The organism is Achromobacter sp. SLBN-14, from assembly GCF_006715415.1.
Classification (GTDB): Bacteria; Pseudomonadota; Gammaproteobacteria; order Burkholderiales; family Burkholderiaceae_B; genus Achromobacter; species Achromobacter mucicolens.
Window position 1 is genome coordinate 3,633,743 of sequence record NZ_VFNE01000001.1, and the last position, 17,456, is coordinate 3,651,198.

At 66.4% G+C, this 17,456-nt stretch carries 16 protein-coding genes; 7 read left to right on the forward strand and 9 right to left on the reverse strand.

Going from position 1 to position 17,456, the window contains the following annotated elements:
* Nucleotides 1–55 precede the first annotated feature (55 nt).
* Both FBY20_RS16475 and FBY20_RS16480 read left to right on the forward strand, forming a co-directional pair.
* Complete coding sequence (locus FBY20_RS16475) at nucleotides 56–1,042, forward strand: tripartite tricarboxylate transporter substrate binding protein (protein ID WP_142053450.1); 987 nt, start codon at nucleotides 56–58, stop codon at nucleotides 1,040–1,042.
* A 25-nt stretch (nucleotides 1,043–1,067) separates the two neighbouring features.
* Nucleotides 1,068–1,856 carry an HpcH/HpaI aldolase/citrate lyase family protein gene (locus FBY20_RS16480; protein WP_142053452.1) on the forward strand — a complete coding sequence of 263 codons (789 nt, stop codon included), beginning with the start codon at nucleotides 1,068–1,070 and terminating at the stop codon, nucleotides 1,854–1,856.
* Nucleotides 1,857–1,877: 21 nt separating this feature from the next.
* On the opposite strand, the gene FBY20_RS16485 is transcribed toward FBY20_RS16480, so the two are convergent.
* From FBY20_RS16485 to FBY20_RS16495, 3 genes are all read right to left on the reverse strand, one after another.
* A complete protein-coding gene (locus FBY20_RS16485; RefSeq protein ID WP_142056006.1) occupies nucleotides 1,878–3,482 on the reverse strand; it encodes a hypothetical protein in 1,605 nt (534 codons plus the stop codon).
* Nucleotides 3,483–3,484: 2 nt separating this feature from the next.
* Nucleotides 3,485–4,399: a hypothetical protein gene (locus tag FBY20_RS16490; protein ID WP_255452379.1), complete on the reverse strand. Its 915-nt coding sequence runs from the start codon at nucleotides 4,397–4,399 to the stop codon at nucleotides 3,485–3,487.
* Nucleotides 4,400–4,516: 117 nt separating this feature from the next.
* Nucleotides 4,517–4,975, reverse strand: a complete 459-nt coding sequence (locus FBY20_RS16495) for a hypothetical protein (protein WP_142053454.1) — start codon at nucleotides 4,973–4,975, stop codon at nucleotides 4,517–4,519.
* A gap of 265 nt (nucleotides 4,976–5,240) precedes the next feature.
* Here FBY20_RS16495 and FBY20_RS16500 point away from each other — a divergent pair, with 265 nt between their 5' ends.
* From FBY20_RS16500 to FBY20_RS16515, 4 genes are read left to right on the forward strand one after another with little or no spacing between them, the layout of a single operon-like run.
* Nucleotides 5,241–5,825, forward strand: a complete 585-nt coding sequence (locus FBY20_RS16500; RefSeq protein WP_062839796.1) for a hypothetical protein — start codon at nucleotides 5,241–5,243, stop codon at nucleotides 5,823–5,825.
* A 49-nt stretch (nucleotides 5,826–5,874) separates the two neighbouring features.
* Nucleotides 5,875–6,543, forward strand: a complete 669-nt coding sequence (locus tag FBY20_RS16505) for an RNA polymerase sigma factor (protein WP_142053456.1) — start codon at nucleotides 5,875–5,877, stop codon at nucleotides 6,541–6,543.
* Nucleotides 6,540–7,160, forward strand: coding sequence for a hypothetical protein (locus FBY20_RS16510; RefSeq protein WP_255452380.1), 621 nt, complete (start codon nucleotides 6,540–6,542; stop codon nucleotides 7,158–7,160). The genes FBY20_RS16505 and FBY20_RS16510 overlap by 4 nt, the downstream gene beginning before the upstream one ends.
* A 33-nt stretch (nucleotides 7,161–7,193) precedes the next feature.
* Nucleotides 7,194–8,834 (forward strand): caspase family protein, encoded by a 1,641-nt coding sequence (locus FBY20_RS16515; protein WP_255452381.1) that lies wholly within the window; start codon nucleotides 7,194–7,196, stop codon nucleotides 8,832–8,834.
* Here the strand turns inward: FBY20_RS16515 and FBY20_RS16520 are convergent.
* The 4 genes from FBY20_RS16520 to FBY20_RS16535 all read right to left on the reverse strand — a co-directional run bounded on the left by FBY20_RS16520 (nucleotide 8,831) and on the right by FBY20_RS16535 (nucleotide 13,148).
* The gene (locus FBY20_RS16520) at nucleotides 8,831–9,727 is read right to left on the reverse strand and encodes an SMP-30/gluconolactonase/LRE family protein (RefSeq protein WP_142056014.1); all 897 of its coding nucleotides are present in this window, start codon (nucleotides 9,725–9,727) and stop codon (nucleotides 8,831–8,833) included. The two genes, FBY20_RS16515 and FBY20_RS16520, sit on opposite strands and share 4 nt — an antisense overlap.
* 17 nt (nucleotides 9,728–9,744) lie before the next feature.
* On the reverse strand, nucleotides 9,745–10,770 hold the full coding sequence (locus FBY20_RS16525) for a tripartite tricarboxylate transporter substrate binding protein (protein WP_367646727.1): 1,026 nt from the start codon (nucleotides 10,768–10,770) through the stop codon (nucleotides 9,745–9,747).
* 166 nt (nucleotides 10,771–10,936) lie between these two features.
* Nucleotides 10,937–12,136, reverse strand: a complete 1,200-nt coding sequence (locus FBY20_RS16530) for a CaiB/BaiF CoA-transferase family protein (protein WP_142053458.1) — start codon at nucleotides 12,134–12,136, stop codon at nucleotides 10,937–10,939.
* Between the two features lie 94 nt (nucleotides 12,137–12,230).
* Entirely contained in the window at nucleotides 12,231–13,148 is a 918-nt protein-coding gene (locus tag FBY20_RS16535) for a hydroxymethylglutaryl-CoA lyase (protein WP_142053460.1), read from the reverse strand.
* Nucleotides 13,149–13,247: 99 nt separating this feature from the next.
* Here FBY20_RS16535 and FBY20_RS16540 point away from each other — a divergent pair, with 99 nt between their 5' ends.
* Nucleotides 13,248–13,991: an IclR family transcriptional regulator gene (locus FBY20_RS16540; protein ID WP_142053462.1), complete on the forward strand. Its 744-nt coding sequence runs from the start codon at nucleotides 13,248–13,250 to the stop codon at nucleotides 13,989–13,991.
* On the opposite strand, the gene FBY20_RS16545 is transcribed toward FBY20_RS16540, so the two are convergent.
* Entirely contained in the window at nucleotides 13,981–15,279 is a 1,299-nt protein-coding gene (locus FBY20_RS16545; RefSeq protein WP_142053464.1) for a CitMHS family transporter, read from the reverse strand. The genes FBY20_RS16540 and FBY20_RS16545 overlap by 11 nt on opposite strands.
* 289 nt (nucleotides 15,280–15,568) lie before the next feature.
* Nucleotides 15,569–17,404: a methyl-accepting chemotaxis protein gene (locus FBY20_RS28065; RefSeq protein ID WP_142053466.1), complete on the reverse strand. Its 1,836-nt coding sequence runs from the start codon at nucleotides 17,402–17,404 to the stop codon at nucleotides 15,569–15,571.
* Nucleotides 17,405–17,456 lie beyond the last annotated feature (52 nt).

The window sequence follows — 17,456 nt, forward strand, 5'->3', positions numbered from 1 at the left end:
CACTACCCAAAAAAGCGCGCGCAGACCGCGCTCATCGACTCCAGGAGACAAACGCATGCGCAGCATTTTCGTCCGTACCCTGACCGCCATCGCGGCGATCGGGCTGACCGCCGGCATGGCCCACGCCCAAGGCGGCACGCCAGCCTGGCCCACCAAGAACATCCGGTACATCGTGCCGTTCTCGCCGGGTGGCGTATCCGACGGCGTGGCCCGCCTGATGGCCGAGCAACTGAGCGCCCGCCTGGGGCAGTCGGTCATCGTCGAGAACAAGCCGGGCGTGTCCGGTATCGTGGGCACGCAACTGGTGGCCCGCGCCGAGCCCGATGGCTACACCATTGTGGGCGGCACCATCACCACGCACGCCGTCAATCCGTTTTTCATCAAGTCGCTAGGGTACGACCCGGTCAAGGACTTCACGCCGGTCGGCTTGGTGGGCATGGTCAGCAATGCGCTGGTGGTGCGCGCCGACAGTCCGTTCAATTCGGTGCAGCAGGTGATCGACGCCGCGCGCGCCGATCCGGACGGCCTGACCTACGGCACGGCCGGCGCAGGCACGTCGCAGCATCTGTCGGGCCAGCTCTTCCAGTCCATTTCCGGCACGCGCCTGCGCCAGATCGTCTACAAGGGGGGATCGCAGGCAATGGTGGATCTGATCGGCGGACAGATCGACATGGTGTTCGAAACCGTCGCGGCCGCGCGTCCCATGATCGACGCCAAGCGCGTCAAGGTTTTGGGCGTGACCAGCGCGGCCCCGTTGGCGGATCTGCCCGGCGTCAAGCCGCTCGCCGAGCTGGGCGTGCCCGGCTTCGCGATGCAATCGTGGCAGGGCATCTTCGCGCCGGCCGGAACGCCCGCGCCGGTCGTCGACCGCCTGGGCCGCGAGATCGCGGCTATCGTCAACAGCCCGGACGTGCGCGCCAAGCTGCTGACGTTGGGCGTTGCGCCCGACGGCCGCGGTTCGGCAGAATTCTCGACGTTCCAACGCAGCGAAATAGAAAAATGGGGCAAGGTGATCAAGGACGCCGGCATTCAGGCTGACTGACCCCGCCCCGACACAGGAGACTTGCATGACCGACCCCCGCTTCCCGCTGGACGGCCGCCTGACGGACATGCTGCGCAGTGGCAAGCCGCTGCGTGGCCTGTTCAACGGACTGCCCAGCCCGGCCATCGTCGAGATGTGCGCGTATGCCGGCTTTGACTTCATCATCCTGGACAACGAGCACGGCAGTGCCGATTTCGGCATGACCGAACACATGCTGCGCGCCGCACGGGCTACAGGCATCGTGCCGATCGTGCGCTGCTTTGAGCACGACTTGCCGCGCATCCTGGACATGGGCGCAAGCGCCGTGCAGGTGCCCATGGTGGAGACCGCCGAGCAGGCGCGGCGTCTGGCCGGCATGATCCGCTATCCGCCGGTGGGCCGCCGCGGCAGCGCCTTCAGTACGCGCGCGGCGGGTTACGGGGCGTTCGGCGGCGCAGGTCACACGCAGCGCAGCAATGACGGCATCGGCTTTATCGCCATGATCGAAACGCCCGAGGCCATTGCGGCGGCGGGCGAGATTGCGGCGGTGGACGGCGTGGATGCGGTGTTCATCGGGCCCAACGATCTGGCGCACGCGATGGGCCACGGCAGCGACTGGAATGCCGAACCCGTGCAACGCGCCATCGAGGCCGGGCTGCGCGCCATCGCCGGGGCCGGCAAGTGCTCGGGGATCATCGCGCTGACGCCGCAGGACGAGGAAAAGTACGGGGCAATGGGCGCGCGCTATTTTGCCAACGTGTCGACCAGCATCATCACCCGCGCGCTGGCGCAGGCCGCCTCTGCCGGGCGGGAGGCGAAGCCGCCCGCCTATTGACGGTATCCGGCCATCAGGCGATCAGCCCGCATTGCCGTGATACCCAAACCGGAAGCCGCCCAGCACGTAAGTGCGCACGGCCTCGTTGAAGGGGTAGGTGTAGGCCTGCCCCACCACGATCACGTGCGCCACGTTGGCCAGCACGCGGCGGCGCAGCGCCTGGCCGATCGATTCGTCATCGCGGCCGCCTTCCACGCGCGACATCTGCTGGAAGAGGTCGCTTTGCGTGACGCCGTTCTGCATGAACGAGAACGCGGTCCAGACGCAGGCCAGCGTCAGGACCAGCGCCAGGCCCGCGGCCCGCGTCGCGGTGCGCCCCGGCTGCTGGCCGGCGGGCGTGCGCAGCCAGACGATGAGCTTGACGATCAGGTACAGCAGCTTGCCGAAGTGGCCCACCGCGCCCAGCAATGAAAACAGCAGCGCGACGGGCGGCACGATCGCCGCACGCGCGGCGTCTTCGCCCAGCTTGTAGTGCTGGCCGCCGCGCAAAAAATCCGCGCTGCTTGCCGAAAAGCGCGGCAGGGCTTCGTCCACCGCGCGGTCCAGCATGCCGTCGTACAGCCGTTTGAAGCCGGCGGCGTCGGTGTAGTTGGGCGCGACGTTCATGGTGGCCGGCACCATCAAGGTCTGGCGCAGCAGCTTCTGCACGCCGGGCCGCGCCACGAAATCTTCGTACGACAGCCCCGGCGGGATGGCGTCGCCTTCGACGTGCACCGTGCGGCTGCGCATCGTTTTCCAGTATTGTTGCGCGACGGCTTCGTTGAAGGTGGCGCGGTCGTGCGGCTGCCAGCCTGCAGGCACGGGAATGCGCTTGCGCACGTCCTGCACCACGCGGCCTTGATAGCGGGCGGGCACGCTTTCCGGGGTCCAGCCGCGGCGCGACAGGTTGCGGCGGTAATCGCCCCAGGCGCGGTCCTGTTCGCGCGCAAGGCCGATGTCCGATGCCACCGGCACGCCCGCGTACTTCTTCCAGCGCTCGGCCACGGACTGCATCACGCTGGTGTAGACCTGGTGATACCCCCGAATGCCCGGCGCCGTCATGCGGACTTCGCGGTCATCGAAGGTGAAGGTCTTCATCTGGCGTTGCAGGTCGGTGCGGATGACCTGCCGCTTCTTGGGTTCGACCTTGTCGTCCAGGTTGTCGATGTTGGACAGCAGCACCTGGAACACCGCCAGGAACGCCTTGCCTTCGGGGCGCGCGTAGACGCCATCGTCGACCAGCCCATCCAGATGCAGGTCGCCCTGCACGAGCGATCGTTGCAGCAGTCCGGCGTTGGTGGCAACGCGGCGGAACTCGCCGTCGCGCGAGTCGACCAGCACGTTCACCATCATCTTGATGGCGCTGAAGACGAGCAGCGCCGTCACCACGCAGGCAACGGCAATCTTCACGTACGACGGCCGGCCGCCGGTGGCAAGCCGCCGCGCCAGCATCAGTTGCAGCACGACCAGCGCCGCGGCGATGCCGGACAGGGTGCGGCCGAAGAATTCCAGCTCCTCGATGTCGTGCGGTGTCGCGCGGCTGCCCACCACATCGAGCAGCCGGGCGTTGAAGCCGAGTTCAAAGCTCAGGTAGATGACCGTCAGGACGATCAGGAAGAGGATCTGGCGAATCTGGGCTTGGCGCACGTTCAATCCCTCAGATCCAGGCGGGTCGAGGTGATTTCCTCGTCGGGCAGGTCCAGCTTGGCGGGCGTGCGCGATGCCGTGCCCGAGCGGGCCGGCGCGGGCGTGTCGCCCGCCGGCACGCGTTGCGGGGGCGGTGGCACGACGCGGCCTGCGCTGGCCGCGCCGCTGGCCGTCTCGGTTTGCACCGCTGCGGGAGCGTCGGGGGCGGTGCGCCGGTTCGGCCGATTGCCGCTGGCGGGCTTTGCCGCCTTGCCCGGCCGGGCGGCCGGCGCGGCGGGGGGCGGATAGACGCCATGCAGCCGGATCGAATCCATGTACCCGGGCGGATACAGCGACTCGTCGGCGAACGGCTTGGCGCGCGGATTCAATCCGGCCACCGCCTTCACGTTGCCGCGGCGCATGCGGCCGTCCTGCGTGTAGACGAAGCGTTCGATCGACGAGCCCTTGGGGAAGTCGAAAGTCAGGGCGCTGCGGTCATCCTGGACCAGCACGACCGGCCGGTCGCGGCAATTGCCCACGTCCCACGACAGCACGTCGGACCCTTCGATGGCCAGCACGCTGTAGCGGTAATCGCAGTTGCGGCGCTGCGTTTCGATCACGACCACCGTGCGCGAGCCGACGTTCTCGGTGCGCGCGATGCGCGCCGATTCCACGTTGTTGATCGGCACCACGCGCTGGTTGCCGGACAGCTTGACCGAGAAGTTCTTGCCTTCGCGCCGCAAGGTGCCCAGCCCGCCATCCTGCAAGGGAAACTGGCCGATCTCGGTGCCGAACAGGGCAGCGGTGTCCACGCCGTACACGAGGTTGCCCCGCGAATTGGTCTTGACGGCGCAGGCGGACAAGCCTGCCAGGAGCAGCAAGCTGGCCGCAAGGCGAAGGAGCAACGAACGGGAATCGGACAGGCGCATCGACATCATGTAGGAGGCAGAAAAAATTGGCGCCTCTTGGGCGCCATTTTCATCAAAGCCCTGCAATGTATCGCAAAGTTACAACGCGGGGCCAGACTTGTTTCAATTGCGCGGCGCGGGCGCGCCTCAGATGGCGGCCTGCTTGAACTCCATCGACAGTTTGACCAGTTCGTGCACGCCATGGCGCACGGCCGACACGCAGCGCGCCGCGATGCCGCGCAGCAGCGCAAGGTCGGGCAGCGTGTCGGGGGCGGCCACGAAGCTCTCCACGGATGCCGACACGCGTGCGGGGCGGTCGGCGCTTTCGGGCGCCAGCGTCAGCTTGATGGCCTTGCAGCGGTTGTTCACGACGTTGATGACCTCCAGGAACTGCTCGCGCGTCAGGTCCAGTTCGTCGGCCTGCACGAAGCTGGGGTAGACCAGGCGCAGGAACTCGGGGTCTGCATCGCTCAGGCTGAAGTACATGATGCCCAGATCGGGATGCTTGAAGACCACGTCGCCTTGATCGTCCTGGCTGGCGACCAGGCCCAGTTCTTCTTGCACGAGGGTCTGGTACAGGGCGGACAGCGGGGTAGGGGTGGACATGTTTGAAGGCTCCGTTCTTGATGGTGGGAAATATCGGCAGGTGGAAGTGGCGGTTTGCTTTCCAGCAGGCGGGGCTGAAAAGGCGAGCCCTTGACCATGGCTACGCGCCGATTCGGAAAAGGTTCGAAAAAAGTTGGGGCGAAGCATAAACCGGAACCCGAAATGGCAATCGCCAAATAAGACCCGAAAAAAAATCGAACCTTCTGTTCGGCCGCGCGTAGCGACAAGTACCGGCCTTCGCGCCTCACCCTTACAAGGAAAGACCATGCAGGACAAAGCACAAGACGTATTGGCGCAGGCCAGGACCCATGCGGCGCGTTGGACGGCGATCGCGGCGCGGCGCGTCAACCGCGGCGACGCGGCGGGCGCACTGCTGTTCCTGCTGGGCTCGACGCTCTTTGCCGTCATTACCGTTCGCATGATGGGATCGGCCGCCAGCCTGAGCTTCTACGACATGCTTCGCCTGCAGAACGGCGCCAGCCTGCAGGGCGCAATCGCCGGGCAGGGTGCGGGCGCGGGCGTGTATGCCGTGTTGTGGCTGCTGGCCGTTGCAGGGCCGCTGCTGCCTTCGCTCATGGAACATCGCGCGGCGCGCCTGGGCTATTTCGCGCCGCTGGCGTTGTGGGCCATTGCGCTGGCGGGCGTGGTTTCGCAAGTGCGGGAAGTCATGGACGCGACGCGCCAGTTCGCGGGTTTCATGGGCAGTTCGCGCGCCAGCCGCAGCTTGGCGGGCGACATGGCGTCCAACCTGTGGAACAGCCTGTCGTTCGGATTCGGCTTCTATCTGTGCGCGGCCATCGCCATCGCCTTTACCGTCCGCGGGATCGCCGCGATGCGCCGCCGCGCTTGATTTTCCGCCCCTGCGCGGCTAAGGTGCCGCAGCTCCCAGAATCCGAATCATGAACACGCTCGATTCCAAGCGTTACGTCATCAATAACGTCGACGCGCTGCTGCGCATCCTGCACGCCGACCCGCGCTACGCGCTGGCGTTTCGCAACAAGGCCGAGCAGCACATCACGCTGAAGCTGCGCAGGAAGTTCTTCAATGCACCGCCGGAAGGCGTGGTGGATGCGTTCAATAACGCGCTCATGAAGTTCCTGCAGACGCGCTCCTTCAAGGACGAAGCCCTGATGCACGGCCAGCCCGAGGGCGGATGGACGGCGCATGAGCTGGCGGTCAGCAAGCTGGGCGGCTACCTGTACCGCGGATCGCTGCATGAATTGATCCAGATCCATCGCCGCACGCGGCACGAAGTGCACTGGACTGGCCCGCAGGGCAATGAGGAAGGGGAGGACGCGGCGCTCGGCGATGCGCGGCATGTGGCCGATCCTTCCGAGTTCAACGACCCGGCGCGCGCCTACGAGCACCTGTCGATCATCAAGCGCATGCGCGATTGCATCAACAAACTCAGCGACACGCTGCGCACCACCATGTTCCTGTATCTGGACGACATGCCGATGGAACAGATCGCGCGGCAGCAGGACCTGCACGTGCCCACCGTGAAGAGCCGCCTGCACGCCGCGCGCAAGCTGGTGACCGACTGCACGCGTAAAGGAATGGACCGATGATTCCCGAAGACCGAGTGCTGAGCTATCTGTCGGGCGACATGGATCCGGATGCCCGCCGGTCCTTCGAAGCGGACCTCGCGCGCGACCCCGCGCTGCGGGCAGAGCTTGAGGCGTGGCGCAACCTGGCACAAGCCCGCCAGCTGGCGCACAACGAGATCGGGCAGGCCGAGCGCGATGCCGCCTTTCTGCGCGCGCTAGCGCAGCAGCGTCCGCGGAACGCGCCAGCCTCCCGCGCGCGCCGGCTGTGGCAGTGGCTGTGGCCCACGCCCGCCAGCCCCTTGATGCCATTGGGCTGGGCCCTGGCGATCGTGCTGTCCGTCATGGTGGCGCAACAGGCGCCCGTCGGTCCGGACGTTGGCGGCGCGGCGCCCGATGCGGTGCTGACGCGCGGGGGCGCCTCGTGCCCGCGCCTGGTGGTGGACCTGCCCGACGCGTTGACCGCCCGGCAACTGCGCAACACCCTGTCCCAGTACGCCGTGTCCATCGTCGACGGCCCCGACGCCGATGGCCGTTACGTCCTGGCCGCCACGCGCGAGTCGTCGCTGCGAGACGCCGCGGCGGCGCTGGGCGCGCTGTCCGCCACGGCAGCGCCGGCCGGCGCCTGCCCCACGCCTTAAAGCCCCCCTTTGAAACCCCGTTCGCGAACCCTCATGAAGCGCATCGACCCACCCGCCCGTGCCAGCGCACCCATTTCGCGCGCACACCCCCTCATGCGGCGGCGTCTGCTGACGGCTCTGCTTGGCGCCGCCCTGAGCGGCGGACCGGCGACCGCCGTGTGGGCGGCGGGCAGCAACGCCAGAGGGCTGAACAATCGGAACATGGTGGACGACGACCCGCCGCCGTCCGCCGCGCCGTCGAACCCGCCCGCCACGCCCGCGCCGGCGCCGGATGACGATCCCGCCGCCAGCGCGGCGGCGCCCAACCCCGAATCCCATGCGGCCTCCCAGGCGGACCGCGAGGCGGCATCCAATCCGGCTGCCGCCCGGCGCCGTTACGCGCTGGTGATCGGCAACGCCCGCTACGCCGTGCCGGCCAACGCGCTCGTCAACCCGGTCAACGACGCGCGCCTGATCGCCGAGGCGCTGCGCCAGCGAAGCATCGATGTGACGCTGCTCACGGATCTGACCACCGCGCAGATGGAAGCCGCCGTCGACGAATTCGCCGATCGCGCCGCCGGCGGGGATCTGGCGCTGATGTACTTCGCCGGACACGCCGTCGCCGTGGACGACGTGAACTATCTGTTTGGCGTGGACCTGCCGTTGCCGCTGGGCGACGTGCGCATCCGCACGGCGCAGCAAAGTTCGCTAAGCCTGAGGCGCGTTTCGCAGGCCCTGCGGCGCGCCAACGTGCGCGCGCGCCTGATGGTGCTGGACGCCTGCCGCACCAACCTGACGCGCGGCACGCCTGCCGCCGGGCTGGTGCATGCCGTGCCCGCGGGCGGGGAGCTGATCGCGTTTTCGACGCAGCCCGGGGCGACCGCCGAGGACGGCTTCGGCAATCAAGGACCGCGTCACAGCCCTTATGCGTACTACTTTGCGCAGGGCCTGCGCGCGCTGCCCGCCACGGCGCCCGTGGAAACCTTCTTCAAGCAGTTGACCGCCGACGTGCAGGTGGCCACCGCCTACCGGCAGATTCCGCACTACGCCAGCAGCCTGGTCGGCACGGTGACCTTCACGACGCTGGCGGACGGGCAGACGCCCGCGACGCCCGGCGGATCCGTCGGCCAGACCGCGCAGGGCCGCGGCCCGTCGCCCACCCTGGGCCGCGACCTGATCAAGGCGCGCATGAGCGCATGGGAATACGAGATCGAGCGGGGCGCCCAGTATGTGGATGAACCCCGGCTGGCGTCGCTGCAGGCGCGCGCCAAGGCGGGCGACGTGGTCGCCATGACCACCTTGGGCCTGATCGCCGAGAACGGCGAGCACGTGCAACAGAACTACCCCGTCGCCGCCCGCTGGTACCAGCGCGCCGCCGACCAGGGCTTCGCACCCGCGCAGACCTACCTGGGCGAACTGACCGGCATGGGCCGCGGCGTGCCCAAGAACTACGCCGTGGCCGAACGCCTGTTCCGCGACGCGGCCGAGGCGGGTCACCGGCGCGCGGCGCTGGACTTGCTGGACGTGCGAGCGCGCATGGGCGAACCGATCGACCCGCGCGAATGGGCCCGGGTGCTGCAGGACGCCGCGCTCAATCCCGTGGGCTTTCCGATGCCGGGCGGGGCGCCCATCCAGGGTCTGCCGGACATGCCGTGGATGCGCGCGCTGGGCGTGCGTCCGCCCGGCACGCCCTAGAACTGCGCCGGCGCTTTGAACACGGTACCGGTGGAAGACTCCGTGAAGACAACGGATCTTCCGTCCGGGCTGATGCAGACATTTGTCACGGTTCTGCCGGCCGGGCTGCGCAGGAAGTGGGTGACATCGCCGTGCGGGTTCAACACGAACACGCCGCCCAGGCTTGCGTGCGCGACGAGCAGGTTGTTGTGGGCGTCAACCGCCAGGCCATCCGGGCCGCTGGTGCCGTAAAAGGTCTGGAAGGCGCCCATCTTGCTGATCGAACCATCCGGCAGGAGCGGCGCGCGCCAAACCTGGTTGCCGCGGGTCACGGCGACGTAGAGCACTTTTTCTTGAACATCGAGCGCAATCCCGTTGGGACTGGGCGCGTTGGAAATCAGCAGGTCCAGCCGACGGGTTTGGCTGTCGTAGCGGTACACGCGACCGGACGGGTCGTGCAAACCGGTCTGCCCCTGGTCCGTGAAGTACAGAAGCCCGTTGCGGTCGAACACCAGGTCGTTGACGCCCTTGAAGCTCTCGCTGTTGCGGTGGCCGATGACGGGCGTGACGTCGCCCTTGGTCAGGTCGCACCTGAGAATGCCCCGCCGGTAGTCCGCCACCCACAGACTGCCGTCCGGGTGGCGTGCAAGCCCATTTGGCCAGCCGCCCGTTTCGGCGACCAAGGTCCAATCGCCATTGCCGCCGATGCGGAAAATGCGGCCATGGGGGATGTCCGTTACGTATAGATTTCCCTCGGGGTCGAAGACGGGCCCCTCGAGAAAGCAGTCGACGATCTGCCCGGGCTTGTTGGCCTGCGCCCATTCGCTTTCGTGCTGCAGGCGAAGCGGGGCGGGCATGGATGCGAAGGGCTCGGCGTCGAGGATCGCCGGTGGCGTAAAGGACAAGTTCCACATGGTGGTCATCTCCGCAATCAGTCGGGCTTGATATTGACGCGCTTGCCGACCGCCGCCCACTGCGCATTCTCGCGGTTGACGTAGGCTTCGGTTTCCTGCGCCGTCATCTTCTTGTAGGCCGCCCCTTGCTCCTGCAGCGTCGATTGCAGCGCGGGATCGGCCATGATCTCGGCGGTCAGGCGATTCAGCTTTTCGATGATGGCGGGCGGCGTGCCTTTGGGCGCCGCGACGCCAAACCAATTCACGACCTTGTACTCGGGCAATCCGGCTTCGGCAAACGTCGGCACGTCGGGCAGCGCGGCAAGCCGTTTATCGCCGGTGACGGCAAGCGCCCGGACACGCGCGCCCTTGACCGGCGGTATCGCCGTCGGGGCTGCCGTGATCAGAAGATCGATCTGGCCCGCCATCACGTCGGTCAGTGCCGCGCCGGCCCCTCGGTAGGGCACGTGCGTGAGCGATATCTTCGCGTCGTCCTTGAACACCTCGCCCGCAAGGTGCGTCGAGCTGGCAGGGCCGCCCGATCCGAAATTGAGCTTTCCGGGATTCGCCTTGGCGTAGGCAATAAGGTCGCCGAGGGTCTTGAATGGGGACTTCTCCGGAACGATCGCAATGACGGGCGTTTCAATGATGTTCGACACGTGCATCAGATCGGTCTGGTGATTCCACGGCAGCTTGGCAAACAGCAGCGGGAGCATGGAGTAGGTGGTGTCGGTCACCAGAAAGGTGGACCCGTCCGGAGCAGACCGGGCAACGTCGAGCGTGCCTATCGTCCCGGAGGCGCCCGATTTGTTCTCGACCACGAACGGCGATCCCGTGGCGACGGACAGCTTTTGCGCCAATTGGCGCGCGGCGTAGTCGGTTGTTCCGCCAGGCGCGTACGGGACGACGAAGCGCACGGGTTTGTCGGGCCAGGTGGTCTGGGCATTGGCTGCGCCAGCAGAAATCGCCAGCAAGGCTGTCGTGGCCACGATTGCCATGGCCTTGGCCGTTGCCTTGGCCCTTGCGTTGGCCGATACCAGCCGGTGAATAGCGGGGTGCTTCATGGTTGTCTCCTCGAGATGGATCGCTCCGTCAAAGCCGGGCGCGTGCCCGATGGTTCTTTGCGGATCGATGGGGCCGGATGTCTATGCAGGGCGCCCGTTTGTCAAAAAAAAGGGGGAACTTCAGTCGCCAGAGCCCTTCCTGGCGAAAACCGTGGTGGCGTCGGCGTCAGCGATCTCCTTGGGCAATGGCGCGATCAATCAGGCTGCCGATTTCGCTGTCGCTGTATCCGGCGGCGCGCAGGATTTCGTCGGTGTGCTGCCCGACGCGGGGGGGCTGAAGACGCAGCGCGGGTTGACGGCCGTTCAACGAGAAGGGCGCCAGCGGCACCCGCGAGTGCGTGCCGTCCGGCAGCTCAATCGGGGCAAGACCGCCCGTGGCCAGAAGGTGGGGATCCTCGAAAAGCTGATCCGGCCGGGTGATCGGCGCGAACGGCAAACCCTCGCGCTCAAAGACCGCCGCAAGTTCCGCTGCGCTGAAGCGCGCCAGGTGATTGCGCAATACGGGCATCATCCAGTCGCGCGCCTGCACGCGGTCGTTGTTGGTGGCCAGGCGCGTGTCCGCAAGCAGGTCCTGCAGGCCAAACGCCTGGCAGAAGATGGCCCATTGCTTGTCGCTGACGACGGCCAGAAAGATCTGTTCGTCATCCTTGACCGTGAACACGTCGTAGACTGCCCAGGCGGAAATCCGGCTCGGCATGGGGGCGGCAACCTTGCCTGTCGCGGCGAACTGCATCATGTGTTGCCCGACCAGGAAGACGTTGTTTTCGAACAGCGACGCCTGCACCTGCGTGCCGAGTCCGGTCTTCCCGCGCTGCGCCAATGCCGCCATGGCGCCGATCGCGCCGAACATGCCGCCCATGATGTCGTTCACGCTTGTGCCGGCCCGTAGCGGGTCGCCCGGCCGTCCCGTCATGTAGGCCAGTCCCCCCATCATCTGGACGACTTCGTCCAGCGCGGTGCGGTCTTCATAGGGGCCGGGCAGAAAGCCCTTGTGGCTCACGTAGATCAGCCGGGGATTGCGCAGCTTCAGCGCTTCGTATCCGAGCCCAAGCTTTTCCATGACGCCCGGCTTGAAGTTCTCGCTCACGATGTCCGCGGAGTCGATCAGACGCAGCGCGGCCTCCACGCCTTCGGGGCGCTTCAGGTCCAGCGAGACGCTTTTCTTGTTCCGGTTGAACATCGGAAAGAAGCCGGCCCCCGATCCCAGCAGCTTTCGGGTGGTGTCCCCGCCGATCGGCTCGATCTTGATGACCTCGGCGCCCAGGTCGCCGAGCAGCATGCCGCACGTGGGACCCATCACCATGTGGGTAAATTCGATGACGCGCACGCCTTCATACGGAAGCGGCGCTGCAGTGTGATTGGTCATGATGTGGTGCCAAATTGAGAATTTCGGTGGGCGGCCCGGCCTTGTGGCGGGGACCTGTCGGGCGCGACGAGCGGCGCCATGCAGGCGTTGCCGATCAGTCGAACGGTTTGAATCCTTTGGGCATGCCCGCTTCGGGCGTCATGCCGTATAGCGGCTCGCCTGGCAGGCCTTCGGCCAGGGGGATTCGCGCGGCGAACAGCTTGTCCAGATCGATACCGGTCTTGATGCCCATGGCCTCGAACATGAAAACCAGATCCTCGGTCACGACGTTGCCGGACGCGCCGGGCGCATAGGGACACCCGCCCAGCCCGCCGAGGGAGGAATCGAAGGTGCGCACGCCGACGTCCCAGGCGGCAAGGCAGTTGGCCAAGCCCAGCCCGCGGGTGTTGTGCATGTGCGCCGCGCCGGCGTGGTCGCCGATCTCAGCTCGCAGGCGTTGGAACAGCCGGCGGACCTGTCGCGGATTGGCGTAGCCAACGGTGTCGGATAGCCCCGCGTCATTCGCGCCGGCCGCGATGCACGCTGCTGCCAACCGGATCACATCGTCTTCCGGGACGTTGCCTTGCAGGGTGCAGCCGAACGCTGTCGAGATGCCCGCTTCCAGCTTGACGTGCGGCGCCGTGGCGTCGCGCAGCGCTGCAATCGCGCGCACTTCATCAACCATTTCCATGGGCGTGCGCCGGACGTTCGCCAGGGAATGCGCGTGGCTGGCGGACACGGGCAACGTCAGTTTGTCCACGCCGGCCTTCAGTGCATTCTCGGCGCCGCGCAGATTGGGCACGAGCGCCATGATGGTCACCCCCTTGTGCTGCCTGGCGTGGCGGACGACCTCGGCGGCGTCGGCCATTTGCGGCAGCAGTCTTGGCGGGACAAAGGAAGCCACCTCGATTTCCTTGATTCCGGCGGCGACCAGGGCGTCGATCCAGCGGAACTTGTCTTCGGTGGGCATGACGCCTTTTACCGACTGCAAACCGTCTCGCGGTCCCACTTCGCTTATCAGCACATCGCTCATGATTTCACCTTTTGTTCGTTCGGTTCTGTTAGATAGAATGCGGGTTCAAGTCCCTGTCAAACCCACTGCCGCGCAGCGGCGGTCTAGAGAACCCCACCGATGCCCAAGAAGTCCGCGCTCGAGAGCGCTTCCGATCTGCCCGTTGCTCCCGGCGGCGCGGTTGCCGTGGATCGCGCCATCGCGCTCCTGCACACGTTTTCTCAAGAGCGCAAGACGCTGACGCTGACTGAACTGGCCACGGCGACGGGCTTGTACAAAAGCACGGTGCTTCGCCTCCTGGCTTCGCTGGAACACGGTTCGCTGGTGCGCAAGACGGCCGCCGGCTACGAGCTGGGCAACGAGGTTCCGCGGCTTTTCTCTGCCTACTCCAAGTCCTTCTCGATGGAGTCCGTGGTGGTTCCCGAGCTGGCTGGACTGGTCGAGAAAACGCGGGAAAGCGCGGCTTTCCACGTATTGCAGAACGGCCAGCGGATCTGCCTTTTCCGTGTGGAGTCGCCGCAACTCGTGCGGGAGCACATTCAGGTCGGCGACATCCTGCCGATTGACCGAGGCGCGGGCGCGCGCGTGCTGATGGCGTTCAATGGCGCAAAGGGAGCGCTGTACGACCGGATCCGCCGCGAAGGCGTGATCGTGATGGAAAGGGACCGGTCCTCCGAGATCTCGGGAATATCGGCGCCCGTCTTCGGCCACGGAGACGTCCTGGCGGGCGCTGTGACGTTGACCATGCCTGCGCATCGTCTCAATCATGATCATGCCCCCCTCGTGCTGGCGTGCGCCAGGCGGTTGACCAGAGAGCTCGGCGGAAAATTCCCGGACATGGCGGATCCTTTGGTCAACCCCTGAGCGGGATGATTCCGAACAGTAGCGCCGCGGCAAGCATGGCGAGAACCAGGCCAAAAACCCACGCGATGGAAGCGCGCTGGTTGTCGGCGTAGTTCAGGTCAAGCAGGCTGACCAGAAGATACGTGGAGGCGACGAGCGGGCTGAGCAGATGGATGGGCTGGCCGATCAGGGATGCGCGCGCCATCTCGGCGGCGCCGATGCCGTAGGCGTCGGCCGTGCTGGCCAGCAACGGCAGGACGCCAAAGTAGAACGCGTCGTTGGTCAGGACGTACGTCGCCGGCGCGCTGATCAAGGCCGTGGCCGGCGCGAGATACGGGCCAAGCCAGTCCGGCATGACAAAAAGCAGGCTCTCCGACATCGCCTTCAACATGCCCGTGCCGCCGATGACACCGGTGAAAATGCCGGCCGCGAAGATCAGGGACACGACGGCCAGCACGTTGGCGGCGTGGGAGGCGACCCGCTCTTGCTGTTGCTTGAGCTGGGGATAGTTCAGCATCAGCGCAAGGGCCGTTGCCACCATGAAGAGGACGGCCAGCGGCAGGAGCTCCGAAACCAAGCCATACAGCAGGGCCACTGTCAGGGCCAGGTTGGCCCACATCATTTTGGGACGGCGATGTTCGGGCATGTCGTCCAGCGCACGCTCGATGCCTTCCAGTTGCGCGGGGTCGCGCATCACACCGATCCGCACGCGTTCGCGCATGCCAAAGATGGCGGCGACAAATACCTGGTATCCAAAACCCACCAGCATCGCGGGGATCAGCGGGAGAAAAACCTCCGCGACGTCCAGGTGCATTGCGCTGGCGGCGCGCGCCGTGGGTCCGCCCCAAGGAACGATGTTCATGATGCCGATGGACATCAGAAGGATCGTCGCCATGTACTGGAGCTTGACGCCAAGCTTGCGGTAAATCGGCAGCAGGGCGGCGGCACAGATGACATAAGTGGTGGCGCCGTCGCCGTCCAGGGCCACGATGGTGCCCATCACGGCCGTTCCCACCAGCAGACGCAACGGATCGCCTTTGGTCATGCGCACCACGCGATGAACGATGGGATCGAACAGGCCGGCGTCGGTCATGATGCTGAAGTACAGGATGCCGAACATCAGCATGATGCCGGTCGGCGCCAGCTTCCGGATTCCGTCCAGCATCATCGTCCCCAGGTCGCTCTGGTGACCCGTAAGCAGGGCGAAAACGATGGGAACGACGATCAGCCCAACCAGGGCCGACATACGCTTGGTCATGATCAACGCCATGAACGTTGCGACCATCGCATAGCCGTAAAACACAAGCATCAAGTCTCCTCGCCTCTGGTCAGGTGCAGAACCTTCGGAAGCGATGCGGTACCTTGCGACGCGCTAGCGGTTCTGTCTGACAGAATGGCATTCTGTTGTACAAAATCGCAGTGTATCGTTCAGGTATTTGGGACTGATATAAGGGTTGACCCTAATCGGCGTGGCGTGGGGCAGCGCAATCGAGAGGCTTCAAACGCACAACGGGCCTGCCACCCAAAAGGTGTCAGGCCCGTTTTCGGCGCAGAGCAGGGGCGTCGCGCGCCTGACTCCCGTCGTCAAGGATTCCCGATCAGAAACTCTCCCAATCGTCATTCGACTGCGCGGGCTTGCTATCGCCCGGCACGCGCAGCGGCGCCTTGGGCTGCGCGCCCGGCTTCGCCTCGGCGCGGCGGGGCGAAGCCGGTTTGCCGGCCGCAGCCGGGCGCGACGCGCTGGGCTTGGCCAGCGCGCGTTGCGGCTTGGCAGGCGGCGGCGCAGTCGGCTCGGGCTGCGTCTCGCGCGCCTGAACAATGTGCGCCTGAGCGGGGCGCGCCTGCGCAATCTGCGCGTGCGCCACGGGGCGCGGCGCTTCGTCTTCGGCCAGGCGGAACACGCTGACCAGCTTCACCAGTGTCGCGGCCTGGGCGTTCAGGCTGTGCGCGGCCGCGGCGGATTCTTCCACCAGCGACGCGTTCTGCTGCGTGGTCTGGTCAAGCTGGTTGATGGCGTCGCCCACCTGCGAGATGCCTTGTCCCTGCTCATGCGCGGCGGCGCCGATTTCGGCGATCAGGTCGGCCACGCGGCGCACCTGGGTGACGATGTCGTTCATCGTGCTGCCCGCCTCGCCCACCAGGTTGGAACCGGCTTCGACGTTGCCGACGCTGTCGCCGATCAGTTGCTTGATTTCCTTGGCGGCGCTGGCGCTGCGCTGGGCCAGTGCACGCACTTCGCTGGCCACGACGGCAAAGCCGCGGCCCTGTTCGCCGGCGCGGGCGGCTTCGACGGCGGCGTTCAGCGCGAGGATGTTGGTCTGGAACGCGATGGAATCGATGACGGCGATGATGTCGACGATCTTGCGCGAACTGGCGGAGATGGCGTCCATGGTGCTGACCACGTTGCCGACCACTTGGCCGCCGCGCGCGGCGGCTTCGCTGGCCGAGCCGGCCAGGCTGGCGGCCATCTGCACGGACTCCAGGTTCTGCTTGACCGCCGCGTTCATCTCTTCCATCGAGGCCGCGGTCTCTTCGACGTTGGCGGCCTGCTCTTCGGTGCGCTGGCTGAGATCGGTATTGCCGGTGGAGATCTGGGTGGCGCCCGTGGCGATCGATTCGCTGGACTGGCGCACCTGGCTGACCAGTTGCGCCAGGTTGGCGCGCATGGCGTCCATGTTGGCGAGCACGCTGGTCTGGTCGCCGTCGCGCCGCTGCACGCGCACGGCCAGGTTGCCCTTCGCGACTTCCTGCGCGATCTGGGCCGCGTAGGCCGGTTCGCCGCCCAGGCGGCGCATGACGGAACGCACGAGGCCCAGGCCCAGGATGCTGCCGATCAGCGCGCACAGCACGATCAGCGCGGTCAGTGTCCAGAACGTGCGTTCGACTGCCGCGGCGGCGTCTTCGGTATCCAGGCGGGCCAGCTCTTCCTGGCGCTTGGCCGCTTCCATCAGGATATTGCGCGCGGCCACGTGCAGTTCGGCCGAGTCCTTGTGCAGCACGGTCATCGCGGTCGGATCGTTGCGGTCGGCCAGCCCTTTCACGTTGTTCACGGCCGCCTTGTAGCGGGTCCAGGTATCGGCCAGCTTACCGCCCAGGGCGCGCAGGGCAGGGTCCTGCTCCTGCTGCAGGCGGTCACGCGCTTGCAGCACCGATTTCTCGGAATCGTCGTTCAGGCGCAGTTCGTTCTGCCGGGCTTGCGGATCGGTGTTCCAGATGTAGACATACATGCGCCGGAAGTGCGTGGCGCCTTGACGGGCGGCATCGACGACGACGCGCAGCGGCATGACGGTTTCCGTGTACATGGCGCGCTGCTTCTGGCTGATGCTCCAGAGCTGCTGCATGGCGATGGCGCCGACGGCCACCAGCATCAAGATGAAAAAAAGCACCAGTGCAGTCAGGCTGCTCCGGAGAGAGAGATTTCTGAGTTTGGACATGATGGGCACGCGACGGGGGCGCGGAATGCGCCCTCCACCCGGCCACTACAGC